The sequence below is a fragment of the Sphingomonas sp. SRI_018 genome (genome assembly GCF_057586275.1).
On sequence record NZ_JBYCZO010000005.1, the window covers coordinates 22265 to 35251 of the forward strand.

Sequence of the window (12987 nt, forward strand, 5' to 3'; positions counted from 1 at the left end):
ACCGACCATCACTGCTTCTTGCCGGATTGGCGCTTGGGCGCCGCGTCGCTCTTGGTCAGGCTCGCGATCCAGCAGGCCTGGCCGTCGACATAGATGCGGCCGCTGTTGTCGAGCCGATCGCCGGCGAAGCGCGTGTCGACTGCGATGCGGGTCGCGAAGGGCAGGTTGGTGCACGGGCCGTTCAAGCTGGCGTAATACCACTGCCGCGCGCGATTCTGGAGGTAGATGCCGCGATCGCCGTCCGCCTCGAAGTCATAGATGTTGCCGAACTGGACGAAGGGGATCGACTCCTCCTTCGGCTGGGTCGGCGCCGGCTTCTGTGCGGCGGCCGGCACGGCGGCGACGGCAAGCGCCGCCAGGGCGATAAGGGTGCGGGTCATGCCGTGCTCTCTAGCCGATGCCGCCTGAACCGGCGCTGAGCGGCGGTCCGGCGTGACGTCCGGCGACCGGAAGGCGTGACTCGGCTCTTGAAATTTTATAACAAGGCTGCGCAACGCGAATCCACGCGCTCGACCGGCGCTTGAGATGTGGATCGAACGCTGGAGAGAGCATGACCGACCCCGGCGCGCGCGCCAATCTGCCCCGACTTAGCCTGCATGTGCCGGAGCCGCGGTTCCGGCCGGGGGACGAAGCCGACTTCGCCGATGTGACGGTGCCGCCCGCCGGCGCGGCTCGTCGTCCCGACACTGCCGAGAAGGCCGACGGCTTCCACGAGCTCGCCTATGGCCTCATCCGCGTGCTCGACGAATCGGCGCAGGCGGTCGGGCCCTGGGACCCGAAGCTCGATCCCGACACGCTACGCCGGATGCTGCGCTACATGGCGCTGGTCCGCGCCTTCGACGAGCGCATGTTCCGCGCCCAGCGCCAGGGCAAGACCAGCTTCTACATGAAGTCGACCGGCGAAGAGGCGGTGGCGGTCGCGGCGACGATGGCGCTCGATCCCGACGATATGTGCTTCCCGAGCTACCGTCAGCAGGGCATCCTGATCGCGCGCGAATGGTCGCTGGTCGACATGATGAACCAGATCTATTCGAACAGCGCCGACCGCCTCGGCGGCAAGCAGCTGCCGATCATGTATTCGGTGAAGGAGCGCGGCTTCTTCTCGATCTCGGGCAACCTCGCCACCCAATATCCGCAGGCGGTGGGCTGGGCGATGGCGAGTGCGGCCAAAGGCGACAGCCGCATCGCCGCGACCTGGTGCGGCGAGGGATCGACGGCGGAGGGGGACTTCCATTCCGCCTGCACCTTCGCCAGCGTCTACCGCGCGCCGGTGATCCTCAACGTCGTCAACAACCAATGGGCGATCTCGAGCTTCTCGGGCTTCGCGGGGGCGGAGGCGACCACTTTCGCCGCGCGTGCGCTCGGCTACGGCATTGCGGGCCTGAGGGTCGACGGCAACGACGCGCTCGCGGTCTATGCCGCGACGCGCTGGGCGGCCGAGCGGGCGCGCACCAACCAGGGCGCGACGCTGATCGAGCATTTCACCTATCGCGCCGAGGGCCATTCCACCTCCGACGACCCGAGCGCCTACCGCTCCGCCCAGGAATATGGGAAGTGGCCGCTCGGCGATCCGATCGTGCGGCTGAAGCAGCACCTGATCGCGCTCGGCGAATGGGACGAGGAACGCCACGCCGTGCAGGACAGGGAGGTCGCCGAACAGGTCAAGGCCGCGCAGAAGGAGGCCGAAGCCAACGGCATCCTCGGCCACGGCCTGCACCAGCCGCTCGACACGCTGTTCGACGGCGTGTTCGAGGAGATGCCCTGGCATTTGAGGGAGCAGCAAGCGCAGATGCTGGCGGAAGAGGAAGCGAGCGGACGGCCATGGGCGCGGAAGTGACGACGATGGCCGACGAGGCGCAGAACGGCGCGGGCGAGACCGTCCGCATGAACATGATCCAGGCGATCAACTCCGCCATGGACGTGATGATGGCGCGCGATCCCGACGTGATCGTGATGGGCGAGGATGTCGGCTATTTCGGCGGGGTGTTCCGCGCGACCGCGGGGCTGCAGGCCAAATACGGCAAGACGCGCGTGTTCGACACCCCGATCACCGAGATCGGCATCGTCGGCGTCGCGATCGGCATGGGCGCCTACGGCCTGCGCCCGGTGCCCGAGATCCAGTTCGCCGATTACATCTACCCCGCGCTCGACCAGCTCGTCAGCGAGGCGGCGCGCCTGCGCTACCGCTCGGCCGGCGAGTTCACCGCGCCGATCACGGTGCGCTCGCCCTTCGGCGGCGGCATCTTCGGCGGGCAGACCCACTCGCAGTCGCCGGAGGGCATCTTCACCCATGTCTCGGGGATCAAGACGGTGATCCCGTCGACGCCCTACGACGCCAAGGGGCTGCTGATCGCCGCGATCGAGGACAATGATCCCGTCCTCTTCTTCGAGCCCAAGCGCATCTACAACGGCCCGTTCAACGGCCATTGGGACCGCCCGGCGGAGAATTGGTCGAAGCACCCAGGCGGCGAGGTGCCGACCGGCTATTACCGCATCCCGCTGGGCAAGGCCGAGATCGTCCGCCCCGGCGAAGCGCTGACGATCCTCGCCTACGGCACGATGGTCCATGTCGTGCGCGGCGTGGTCGAGGAGGCCGGCGTCGACGCCGAGATCATCGACCTGCGCACGCTCGTGCCCCTCGACATCGAGGCAATCGAGGCGTCGGTGAGAAAGACCGGCCGCTGCATGATCGTGCATGAGGCGACGCGCACCTCCGGCTTCGGCGCCGAACTGTCGGCGCTGGTGCAGGAGCGCTGCTTCTACCACCTGGAAGCGCCCATCGAGCGCGTCACCGGTTTCGACACGCCTTATCCCCACAGCCTCGAATGGGCCTATTTCCCGGGGCCCGTCCGCATCGGCGAGGCGCTCCGCAAGATCATGAAGGACTGACCAGAATGGCGCGCTTCACCTTCCGCCTGCCCGACATCGGCGAGGGCATCGCCGAGGCCGAGATCGTGGCGTGGCACGTCAAGGTCGGCGACCGGGTCGAGGAGGACCAGCAGGTCGCCGACATGATGACCGACAAGGCGACCGTCGAGATGGAATCGCCGGTCGCCGGCACCGTGGTCGAGCTCGCGGGCGAGGTCGGCGACCAGGTGCCGATCGGCTCGACGCTGATGGTGATCGAGACCGATGCGGCGGAGGAGGCGGCGCCCCCGCCTGAACCCAAGGCCGAGGAGGTCGAGGAGCAGATCGAGGCGGAGACGCCGGGGGTCGAAGAAATCCTCCCCGGCACGGGGAGGGGGACTATCGGCGAAGCCGATGGTGGAGGGGGAGCGCCACAAGCGACGCCCGTTGAGGAGAGCCCCCTCCACCAGCCTGCGGCTGGTCCCCCTCCCCGTGCCGGGGAGGAGCTTGAGCACCGCCACGTCCTCGCCTCTCCCGCCGTCCGCGCTCGTGCCAGGGACCTCGGTATCGACCTCGCTCAGGTGAAAGCCGACGGCGACCGTATCCGGCACGCCGACCTCGACGCATACCTCCGCTACGGCAGCGGCGAGGGCTACCATGCTCCCCACGCCAGCCACGCCCGCGAGGACGAGCCGGTCAAGGTCATCGGCATGCGCCGCCGCATCGCCGAGAACATGGCCGCGTCGAAGCGCCACATCCCGCACTTCACCTATGTCGAGGAGATCGACGTCACCGCGCTGGAGGATATGCGCGCGGACCTCAACGCCAACCGCGGCAATCGGCCCAAGCTGACGATGCTCCCGTTCCTGATCGTCGCGATCTGCCGGACCATCCCGGTCTTTCCGATGATCAACGCCCGCTACGACGACGAGGCGGGCGTGGTCACCCGCCACGGCCGCGTCCATCTCGGCATGGCGACGCAGACCGACGCGGGCCTGATGGTGCCGGTGATCCGCGACGCGCAGGACCGGAACGTGTGGCAGCTCGCGGCCGAGATCACCCGCCTCGCCGAGGCCGCGCGCACCGGCAAGGCCAAGAGCGAGGAGCTCAGCGGCTCCACCCTCACCGTCACCTCGCTCGGCCCGCTCGGCGGCATCGCCACCACGCCGGTGATCAACCGGCCGGAGGTGGCGATCATCGGCCCCAACAAGATCGTCGAGCGACCCGTCTTCCGGGGCGACGACATCGTCCGCGCCAAGCTGATGAACCTGTCGATCAGCTGCGACCACCGCGTCGTCGACGGCTGGGACGCGGCGAGCTATGTCCAGGCAGTGAAGAAGCTGCTCGAGACCCCCGTCCTGCTGTTCGCCGAGTGATGCGCTGGCGCGCGATGGCGGCGGGCGACCTCGACGGTGTCGTCGCGGTCGCCCGCGTCGCCTTTCCCGAGCATCCCGAAGGCCGCGCCTGCTTCGCCGAGCGGCTCGCCCTCGCGCCCGGGAGCTGCTTCGTGCTGGAGGGCGAGAACGGCATCGCCGGCTACCTGATCGCCTATCCGTGGCCGCTCGAGGCGATTCCGCCGCTCGACACGCTGCTCGGCAGCCTGCCCGAAGCGCGCGAGGCCTGGTATCTCCACGATCTCGCGCTGCTGCCGGAGGCGCGCGGCGGCGGCCATGCCCGCGCCGGGCTCGATCTGCTGTTCGGCCGTATCGATGCCCCGATCGCGCTCGTCTCGGTCAACGACTCCGCCGCCTTCTGGCGAGCGCAGGGCTTCGTGCCGCAGGACAGCCCGGCACTGCGGGCCAAGCTCGCCAGCTATGGCCCGGGAGCATGTTACATGGTGCGGCGCGTCACAAAGCCGGTGTAGAGCTGCGCCATGCACTTCGATCTCCTCCAGTCGATCAGCCTCGCCGGCGATCCCGCCACGCCCAACGACGACCGCGCCGGCATGGCGCTCCGTCATGCCTGGGTGATCGACGGCGCCACCGATCTCGGCCCGCCGGGGCTGGTCGGGTCGCAGGGCGGCGCGGCGTGGCTGGCGAGCGAGGCGCAGGCCGCCTTCACCGTCGCGGCCGACGGGGCGATCGAGACGATCTTCGCCGGCGTCGCCGACCGGCTGGTCGCCGCCTATGCGCGCGACCGCACCCGCGAGCCCGAGGGACGCTGGGAACTGCCGCTGGCGTCGGGCCTGGCGGTGCGGATCGGCGGCGATGCGCTCGAATGCGGCTGGCTCGGCGACTGTTCCGGATTATTGCGGCGCGGCGGTCAGGTGGTTCGGCTCGGCCCCGTCGCGGACGATCGCGGGAAGGAGATCGCCCATGCTGCCAGCCTGGCGCAACACGGCCTCGGCAGCATCAAGAGGAACGCGCCGATCCTCGCCGACCTGCGCGCCGGTCGCGGGCGGCCCGGAATCCGCGTGCTCGGCGTACTGCCCGAGTGGATGGCGGAGGTCGAAACGCTCCGCACCCCCTGCGCGGCCGGCGACGAGCTGCTGCTGATGACCGACGGCTTCGCCGCGCTCGTCGACAGCTATGCCGCCTATGACGCCGCCGGACTGATGGCGGCGGTGGCCGAGCGCGGCCTCGCCGCCGTCGCTGCCGAGCTGCGCGAAATCGAGCGGGCGGATATTGCCTGCGCGCGCTTCCCGCGCTTCAAGGTCTCCGACGACGCCACCGCCCTGTGGCTGCGCATCGGAGGCTGAGCATGGCGCATTGCCCGTCGACCCACGCGCTGCCCGACCGCCGGCCTTGACCCTGCTCCTCTCCCTGCTGCTGGGCGCGCTCGCCGCGACCGGATTCGCGCCGCTCGACTGGTGGGCGGTGACGCTCGTCGCCTTCGCCGGATGGATGAAGCTCGTCCATGACGCGCCGAGCCTCAGGCGCGTGCTGCTGATCGGCTGGCTGTTCGGCGTCGGCCACTTCACCGTGAACAACAACTGGATCCAGCACGCCTTCGACTTCCAGGACAAGATGCCGCCAGCGCTCGGCTATGTCGCCGTGGTCCTGCTCGCGCTCTATCTCGCGGTCTATCCGATGCTCGCCGCCGGCCTCGCCTGGCGATTGGCGAGCCCCCGCGCAGCGGGCGACGCGGCCACCGTGCCCGGCGCCGCCTTCGTCCTGGTGTTCACCGCCGCCTGGATCGCGACGGAGTGGCTCCGCGCGACGATGTTCACCGGCTATGCCTGGGATCCGCTCGGCGTCGCCTGGCTGCCGCTTCCCGGCATCGCGCGGCTGGCCGCCTGGACCGGTACCTATGTCCTGTCCGGTATCGCCATCCTGGCCGCCGGTGCATTGCTCCTGCTGTTGACGGAGAGGCGCTGGCGCTTCGCCGCGGCGGTGCTCGTCCCGATCGCGCTCGCCGCGATCCTGCTCGGCGCCCCCTATGCCCCGCCGGCCGATCCCTCCCGCCGCGTCCGCGTCGTTCAGCCCAACATCGGCCAGGACGAGGTGACCGCGCCCGACTATGCGCAACGCATCCTGCGCACCATGGTCGCGCTGTCCGGCCTGCCCGGCGCGACGCCGCGGCTGGTGGTGTGGCCGGAAGGATCGGTCGATCCCTATCTCGAGGACGGCTATCCGCATTGGTGGTACTATCGCGGACATCCCGCGGCGACGCGCGGCGCCATCGCCCGGACGCTGGGCCCCCGCGATCGCGCGCTGGTCGGCAGCACCGCGCTCATGTTCGACCGGCCGGGCGAAAAGGGCCAGCTGATCGGCGCCGGCAATTCGATCTTCCTCGTCGGCCCCGACGCGCGGCTCGGCGGGCGCTACGACAAGGCGCATCTCGTCCCCTATGGCGAATATCTGCCGATGCGCCCGCTGCTCGAGCCGATCGGCCTGTCGCGCCTGGTCGCGGGCGAGATCGACTTCCTGTCCGGCCCAGGCCCGCGCACGCTCGACGTGCCGGGCTTCGGCCCGGTGGGGATGCAGATCTGCTACGAGATCATCTTCTCAGGGCAAGTGGTCGACCGCGCGCACCGTCCGGCGCTGATCTTCAATCCCTCCAACGACGGCTGGTTCGGCAATTGGGGCCCGCCGCAGCACCTCGCCCAGGCGCGGATGCGCGCGATCGAGGAGGGGTTGCCGATCATCCGCTCGACGCCGAACGGCATCTCGGCGGTGATCGCCGCCGATGGCCGCCTGCTCGGCACGATTCCCCGGTTCACCGCTGCCGCGATCGAACTGCCGATGCCGCGCCCGCTGCCCCCGACATTGTTCTCGCGCATCGGTAACTGGAGCATCGGACTCGCGCTCGTCGTGCTGCTCGCGCTTGCAGCCGCGCTCCGCCGCCGCTAGGTCGCGAGGCAGCATATAGACACATAAGCATTTCTTTATATCGCGCTCCCGCGCTCTGGATTAAGGCTGCTTCCCATGCGCAAGAACTATCTCTTCACCTCCGAATCGGTCTCCGAAGGCCATCCCGACAAGGTCGCCGACCAGATCTCCGATGCCGTCGTCGACCTGTTCCTGTCGCGCGATCCCGTCGCGCGCGTCGCCTGCGAGACGATGGTGACGACGCAGCGCATCGTTCTGGCGGGCGAGGTCCGCTGCGACCAGGACAGCTTCCCGACGCTCGACGAGATCGAGAAGGCCGCGCGCGAGACGGTGAAGCGGATCGGTTACGAGCAGCACGGCTTCCACTGGCAGACCGCCGAGTTCGCCTGCCATCTCCACGGCCAGAGCGCGCACATCGCGCAGGGCGTCGACGAGAGCGGCAACAAGGACGAGGGCGCCGGCGACCAGGGCATCATGTTCGGCTTCGCCTGCGACGAGACGCCGGACCTGATGCCGGCGACGCTCTATTACTCGCACCGCATCCTCGAGAAGCTGGCGCAGGACCGTCACGGCAAGGTCGTCGACTTCCTCGAGCCCGACGCCAAGAGCCAAGTCACGCTGAAGTTCGAGGACGGCGTGCCGACCGGCGCCACCGCGTTGGTCGTCTCGACTCAGCACTCGAAGGCGCTGTCGAGCGACGCCGGACAGAAGCAGTTGCGCGACTATGTGATGACGGTGTTCGAGGAGGTCCTGCCCAAGGGCTGGATGCCGGCCGACCAATCGCAGATCTACGTCAACCCGACCGGTCTGTTCGAGATCGGCGGTCCCGACGGCGACGCCGGCCTCACCGGCCGCAAGATCATCGTCGACACTTATGGCGGCGCGGCCCCGCACGGCGGTGGCGCCTTCTCGGGCAAGGACCCGACCAAGGTCGACCGCTCGGCGGCGTACATCAGCCGCTACCTCGCCAAGAACATCGTCGCCGCCGGCCTCGCCAAGCGTTGCACGATCCAGCTTTCCTACGCGATCGGCATCGCCGAGCCGCTGTCGCTCTACGTCGACACCCACGGCACCGGCACCGTCGAGGAGTCGAAGATCGAGGCGGTGCTGCCCAAGCTGGTGCGCCTGACGCCAAAGGGCATCCGCACCCACCTCGGCATGAACAAGCCGATCTACCAGCCGACCGCCGCCTACGGCCATTTCGGCCGCAAGGCGGACGGCGACCTGTTCACCTGGGAGCGCACCGACCTGGTCGACGCGCTCAAGGCCGAGCTCGGCTGAGGCTTGCCGGCGTGAGCCGGAGCTGACACTCTGGCGGTCGTCCAAGGGGGAGGGCCACCGGATGTCCATCACTGCCAGGCTGTGCGCGGCGCTGCTGATCTGCGCCGCGCCGCCCGCGTTCGCGCAAGGCGCGCACAATGTCGCGATCGCCGTGCCCGAGGGGCAGCCGTTCGTCCATGCCAACAGCGGCATGACGCTGCCGTCGTCGCTGACAGGGCTGCCGCGCACTCGCGCCTCGGAGCTCGAGGCGCCCCAGCTCGACATCATCTTCGAATATGCTAATGCCGACGAGAGCGACTTCGCCTCGGTCTATGTCTATCGCACCACAGCCGGCGCGGCGCCGGTATGGTTCGACCGGGCGGTCGCCGCGGTCGAGAAGCGGCCGATGTTCGGCACGCCCCATCGGCTCGACCGCCCCGTCGCCTTCGCGCCAGCCGCCGGCGCGGCGGCGTCGGGTCTGATCGCGGTCTGGTCGCTCGAAGGCAGCAGCTTCCGCAGCACCGCGCTGGCGATCGTCCCGCTCGGCGAATGGCTGGTCAAGCTACGCTATTCCTCGAAGACCCTCGACGCGCCGGCGCTGGACGAGCGGTTGCGCCAGGCGGTGGCGGCACTCGGCTGGCCGGCGGGGCTCGCGTCCGCGCCACCGGCGGCGGCGGTCGAGCCATGCTCCGCGCCGATCGCCTTCAACGGCCGGGCCAAGCCGGCGCGGCGGGACGCCACCGGGACCCTGATGGGCGCGCTGATGGCGGCAGCGGCGGCTGACGCAGAGACGGAGGGTGCGGTGAAGACGCCTGCCGTCTGGTGCCGCGATCCGGCACCGGTGGCCGACGCCGCCATCTATCGCGCCGACGCGGGCACCGACGCCTATCTGCTCGCGCTGTCGGACGCTGGCCGCGGCGTCAGCGTCGCACCCAGCCTGGCCGGCCTGATCGAGAAGAGGCGCAAGCCGAGCTGGACGGTGAGCCTGGTCCTACCCGGCCGGACGCTGGTCTATGCCGACCAGGATCGGCTGCCGCCGCCGGATCAGCTGCTGGAGATCATCGCGGGCGAGCCGCAGTCGAGCACCGGCACCTGGGGCGGCAAGCGCGAGATCGCGCTCGATCCCAAGACGCTGGGCAAGTGACGCCGGCACCCGGAGCCGCTACCACCATCCCCGATGAAGACGCTCGCCGATCCGAACAGGGCGCTGGCCGAGGGCCTCGCCAGGCTCCGCCGTGAGTTCCAGGTTCCCGCCGAGTTCCCGCCGGAGGTCGTCGCTGCCGCCAACGATGCTGCCGCTCGCGCGCCCTCCGAGCACGTCGACCGCACCGGCACCCGCTTCGTCACGCTCGATCCGGCCACTTCGACCGATCTCGACCAGGCCTTCGCGATCGAGCGCAGCGGTGCCGACCTGCTGCTCCACTATGCCATCGCCGACGTCGCCTGGTTCGTCGATGAGGGCGGCGCGCTCGATGCCGAGGCCTGGCAGCGCGGCGAGACGCTCTACCTCCCCGACGGGAAGGCCCCGCTCTATCCGCAGGTGCTGAGCCAGGGCGCCGCCAGCCTGCTTCCCGACGGTCCACGCCCGGCGGTGGTGTTCACCGTCCGCGTGCCGGCCGATGGCATCGCCCGCCTCGACGGCGCCGAGCGCGCGGTGATCCGCTCCACCGCCAAGCTCGCCTACGACACCGTCCGCGACGAAGATCTGCCGGAAGGCTTCGCCGAGCTCGCCAGGCGCATTCAGGCGGCGGAGGACCGCCGCGGCGCCGCCCGCGTCGACCCGCCCGAACAGGAGGTGATCGCGCTCGGCGACGGGCGCTATCGGCTCGCCTTCCGCCCGCGGCTCGCTTCGGAGGATCGCAACGCCGCGCTGTCGCTCGCGGCCAACCTCGCCATCGCCGCGGCGCTGCAGGAGCATCGCACCGGGCTGTTCCGGGTGATGGCCGGGCCGAGCGAGCAGGCGATCGCTCGGCTGCGCCACACCGCCCGGGCATTCGGCCTCGACTGGCCCGCCGAAACCGAGCTCAAGCAGTTCGAGCGCACGCTCGATGCCGCCGATCCGCGCCATGCCGCCTTCATGCTCGCGATCAGGCGGGCGGGGAACGGTGCTTCCTACGCCCCCTATCGCGATGGCGTGGTGCCGTGGCACGCCGCGATGGCAGCGACCTATGCCCAGGCCACCGCGCCGCTACGCCGGCTCGCCGACCGCTATGTCGTGCAGGCGGCGCTCGCGGTGGCGAACGGCCAGCCGGTGCCGGAGGGCGTCATCGCAGCGTTCGAGCGGCTGCCCAAGGTGATGGCCCGCGCCGATTCGCTGAGCGGCCGGATCGACAATGCGGTGATCGACCTTGCGGAGGCGATCATGCTCCGCGATCGGATGGGTGAGATATTCGACGCCGTCGTCACCGACATCGACGAGCGCGGCGCCCGCATCCAGCTCGCCGACCTGCCGATCGTGGCGCGGGTCTCGGCGCATCGCGTGCATCCCGGCGATGCGGTGCGGGTGCGGCTGGAGGCGGCCGATCCCGAGCATCGCAGCCTCGCTTTCGAGCGGGTGGGGTGACAGCGGGCATCGCTGCCCCTAAGCGCGCCCACCATGGTCGATCCCGCCACCCATCGTCAGCTCTACGGCCGCCGCTCGGGCCATAAGCTCCGCGCCGGACAGGCGGCGCTGGTCGAGGAGCTGCTGCCCCGGGTGTCGGTGCCCGAAACCGGCCCGCTCGACGCCCGCACCTTGTTCGGCGATGATCGCCCGCTCGAACTTGAGATCGGCTTCGGCGCCGGCGAGCATCTCGCCGGTCAGGCGGCGGCGCGGCCCGACACCGGCTTCATCGGCTGCGAGCCTTTCCTCAATGGCGTGGTCGGCGCGCTCGGTCACATCCGCGACGGCGGCCTCGACAACGTCCGTCTCCATATGGGCGACGCGGTCGACGTCATCGATCGCCTGCCCGATGCCAGCCTGGAGCGCGTCTATCTGCTCCATCCCGATCCCTGGCCCAAGGCGCGCCACGCCAAGCGGCGCATGATCAACCACGGTCCGCTCGATCTGATCGCGGCGAAGCTCAAGCCCGGTGGCGAGTTCCGCCTCGGCACCGACGATCCCACTTATTGCCGCTGGTCGATGATGGTGATGGACCAGCGCCGCGACTTCGCTTGGCAGGCGCGTCATCCGCGCGACTTCCTGACGCGGCCCGACGACTGGCCCGAGACGCGCTACGAGCGCAAGGCACGCCGTCAGGGGCATGAGGTCTGGTACTTCCGCTACCTGCGCGTCTGACGGGGCGGAGCAATCCGTTAACCATCACCGGCTATCCTCCCGTACCGGTCCATGAGACCGGACGATCAGGAGAGCCTCGATGCTCGACAAGGAAGCCAAGACCGAACGCCGCACCGGTGACCGCCGCGTTACCGACGATCCGACCTATCCCGGTCCTGAACGCCGGGTCGCGGAGCGCCGCGCCCAGTCGCCGCGCGAGGACTAAGCTCGCCGCCGTCTAGGCCCGATTGCCGCTCCGCCGCCAGGCGAACGCCAGCGCCTTGGCGGCGAGCGCGCTCAGGCCCGGCCGCACCAGTAGCCAGTCGCGGATCGCCGGGCCCTGCTCGGCGCCGATCATGCGCTTGTAGCCGCTGTCGCCCGCACCCCAGTCGACGGTGTGGATGCCATCCTCGATCCCGCGGACGAGGTTGCGGTAGTAGAGCAGCTTGCCCGGCGAATGCTTGGCATAGGCGGGGTCGTAGCTGTTCGCGATCGCATATTTGAGTGCGCCCGCGTTCATGTCGAACGAGAAGGCCGCAGGCTTGCCGGCGACGTCGAGCACCGCGGCCCACATCATCTCCGCGATCACCGGGTCGGCGGCGGCGGCGCGCCAGAACCGGCCGTGCCCCGCGTCGGTGAACTTGGCATCGCCGCCGTCGGTCCGTGCCGTGATCCAGCTCGCCTGCTCGATGCTCGCAAGGTCGTCGAATGCCTGGGACGTCCAGTCCGCGCCGGCCACGAATCGCCATTCGAGCGCACCGTGGCCGGCGAGATGCTTCTCGTGGAAGCGGTTCTTCTTGAGCGTCGAATTGCGCGGCCAGGGCCCCTCGGCCTGGCTGGCGGCGATGTCGAGCAGGTAGCTGTCGGCGACGAATCGGTCGAGCACCGCCCAGCCGCGCGCGCGGGCGGCCTCGATCAGCGGTGCCGCGCTGGCGTCGCCGTCATAGACCGGGCCGATCCGCAGCGCCGTCACCGTCTTGGCCAACTTCGCCAGCGCAACGTCGAACGCGCCCGCTGTGACGCCGACGCGGGTCGGAAAGCTGCGGAACGGCCAATAGCAGCCCGGCACCGCGGCCATGCCGAGCCATCGCGGACCAAGGCCGACCAACGGCAGCGCCAGCACCGGCGTTCCCTCGCGCTCGACGACCAGAGTGCGCGCCTCGCCGCCATAGGCCTGGAGCGCCGCGGCATACCAGCCATAGCGCAGGAAGCGGTGGCTGGGCCGCGCCCGCTCGGCGACCGCATCGATCGCGCCGGCCAGCCCGTCGCCGAGCTGCGCGCCATGGACCGGCGGCAGCCGCGCGAAATCGGCGAGCGGCATCGGCTTGTTCATGGGAAGGGCCTAGCAGGCAG

At 70.0% G+C, this 12987-nt stretch carries 13 protein-coding genes; 11 read left to right on the forward strand and 2 right to left on the reverse strand.

Features of this window, described 5'->3' with window-relative positions:
* Nucleotides 1–8: 8 nt before the first annotated feature.
* On the reverse strand, nucleotides 9–380 hold the full coding sequence (locus tag AC2YHA_RS17760; RefSeq protein WP_487402685.1) for a DUF6491 family protein: 372 nt from the start codon (nucleotides 378–380) through the stop codon (nucleotides 9–11).
* 170 nt (nucleotides 381–550) lie between these two features.
* Here AC2YHA_RS17760 and AC2YHA_RS17765 point away from each other — a divergent pair, with 170 nt between their 5' ends.
* From AC2YHA_RS17765 to AC2YHA_RS17815, 11 genes are all read left to right on the forward strand, one after another.
* Nucleotides 551–1837, forward strand: coding sequence for a thiamine pyrophosphate-dependent enzyme (locus AC2YHA_RS17765; RefSeq protein WP_487402686.1), 1287 nt, complete (start codon nucleotides 551–553; stop codon nucleotides 1835–1837).
* Nucleotides 1838–1884: 47 nt separating this feature from the next.
* Complete coding sequence (locus tag AC2YHA_RS17770) at nucleotides 1885–2889, forward strand: alpha-ketoacid dehydrogenase subunit beta (RefSeq protein ID WP_487402817.1); 1005 nt, start codon at nucleotides 1885–1887, stop codon at nucleotides 2887–2889.
* A 5-nt stretch (nucleotides 2890–2894) separates the two neighbouring features.
* Entirely contained in the window at nucleotides 2895–4223 is a 1329-nt protein-coding gene (locus AC2YHA_RS17775) for a dihydrolipoamide acetyltransferase family protein (RefSeq protein WP_487402687.1), read from the forward strand.
* Nucleotides 4223–4711, forward strand: coding sequence for a GNAT family N-acetyltransferase (locus AC2YHA_RS17780; RefSeq protein ID WP_233784739.1), 489 nt, complete (start codon nucleotides 4223–4225; stop codon nucleotides 4709–4711). Before AC2YHA_RS17775 ends, AC2YHA_RS17780 begins: the two co-directional genes overlap by 1 nt.
* A gap of 9 nt (nucleotides 4712–4720) precedes the next feature.
* Complete coding sequence (locus tag AC2YHA_RS17785) at nucleotides 4721–5545, forward strand: protein phosphatase 2C domain-containing protein (protein ID WP_487402688.1); 825 nt, start codon at nucleotides 4721–4723, stop codon at nucleotides 5543–5545.
* A gap of 46 nt (nucleotides 5546–5591) precedes the next feature.
* Complete coding sequence (gene lnt / locus AC2YHA_RS17790) at nucleotides 5592–7139, forward strand: apolipoprotein N-acyltransferase (protein ID WP_487402689.1); 1548 nt, start codon at nucleotides 5592–5594, stop codon at nucleotides 7137–7139.
* Between the two features lie 75 nt (nucleotides 7140–7214).
* Entirely contained in the window at nucleotides 7215–8399 is a 1185-nt protein-coding gene (gene metK, locus AC2YHA_RS17795; RefSeq protein WP_487402690.1) for a methionine adenosyltransferase, read from the forward strand.
* 61 nt (nucleotides 8400–8460) lie between these two features.
* Nucleotides 8461–9522, forward strand: a complete 1062-nt coding sequence (locus AC2YHA_RS17800) for a hypothetical protein (protein WP_233784743.1) — start codon at nucleotides 8461–8463, stop codon at nucleotides 9520–9522.
* 33 nt (nucleotides 9523–9555) lie between these two features.
* Nucleotides 9556–10941 (forward strand): RNB domain-containing ribonuclease, encoded by a 1386-nt coding sequence (locus tag AC2YHA_RS17805; RefSeq protein ID WP_487402691.1) that lies wholly within the window; start codon nucleotides 9556–9558, stop codon nucleotides 10939–10941.
* A gap of 33 nt (nucleotides 10942–10974) precedes the next feature.
* Nucleotides 10975–11655 carry a tRNA (guanosine(46)-N7)-methyltransferase TrmB gene (gene trmB / locus AC2YHA_RS17810; RefSeq protein ID WP_487402692.1) on the forward strand — a complete coding sequence of 227 codons (681 nt, stop codon included), beginning with the start codon at nucleotides 10975–10977 and terminating at the stop codon, nucleotides 11653–11655.
* A 79-nt stretch (nucleotides 11656–11734) separates the two neighbouring features.
* On the forward strand, nucleotides 11735–11860 hold the full coding sequence (locus AC2YHA_RS17815) for a hypothetical protein (protein WP_264757861.1): 126 nt from the start codon (nucleotides 11735–11737) through the stop codon (nucleotides 11858–11860).
* Between the two features lie 12 nt (nucleotides 11861–11872).
* On the opposite strand, the gene AC2YHA_RS17820 is transcribed toward AC2YHA_RS17815, so the two are convergent.
* Nucleotides 11873–12967, reverse strand: coding sequence for a GNAT family N-acetyltransferase (locus AC2YHA_RS17820; RefSeq protein WP_487402693.1), 1095 nt, complete (start codon nucleotides 12965–12967; stop codon nucleotides 11873–11875).
* Nucleotides 12968–12987 lie beyond the last annotated feature (20 nt).

Coding starts and splice junctions, on each gene's coding strand:
- AC2YHA_RS17760 (WP_487402685.1), bottom strand. CDS start 380: ATGACCCGCACCCTTATCGCCCTGGCGGCGCTTGCCGTCGCCGCCGTG.
- AC2YHA_RS17765 (WP_487402686.1), top strand. CDS start 551: ATGACCGACCCCGGCGCGCGCGCCAATCTGCCCCGACTTAGCCTGCAT.
- AC2YHA_RS17770 (WP_487402817.1), top strand. CDS start 1,885: ATGAACATGATCCAGGCGATCAACTCCGCCATGGACGTGATGATGGCG.
- AC2YHA_RS17775 (WP_487402687.1), top strand. CDS start 2,895: ATGGCGCGCTTCACCTTCCGCCTGCCCGACATCGGCGAGGGCATCGCC.
- AC2YHA_RS17780 (WP_233784739.1), top strand. CDS start 4,223: ATGCGCTGGCGCGCGATGGCGGCGGGCGACCTCGACGGTGTCGTCGCG.
- AC2YHA_RS17785 (WP_487402688.1), top strand. CDS start 4,721: ATGCACTTCGATCTCCTCCAGTCGATCAGCCTCGCCGGCGATCCCGCC.
- metK (WP_487402690.1), top strand. CDS start 7,215: ATGCGCAAGAACTATCTCTTCACCTCCGAATCGGTCTCCGAAGGCCAT.
- AC2YHA_RS17800 (WP_233784743.1), top strand. CDS start 8,461: ATGTCCATCACTGCCAGGCTGTGCGCGGCGCTGCTGATCTGCGCCGCG.
- AC2YHA_RS17805 (WP_487402691.1), top strand. CDS start 9,556: ATGAAGACGCTCGCCGATCCGAACAGGGCGCTGGCCGAGGGCCTCGCC.
- trmB (WP_487402692.1), top strand. CDS start 10,975: ATGGTCGATCCCGCCACCCATCGTCAGCTCTACGGCCGCCGCTCGGGC.
- AC2YHA_RS17815 (WP_264757861.1), top strand. CDS start 11,735: ATGCTCGACAAGGAAGCCAAGACCGAACGCCGCACCGGTGACCGCCGC.
- AC2YHA_RS17820 (WP_487402693.1), bottom strand. CDS start 12,967: ATGAACAAGCCGATGCCGCTCGCCGATTTCGCGCGGCTGCCGCCGGTC.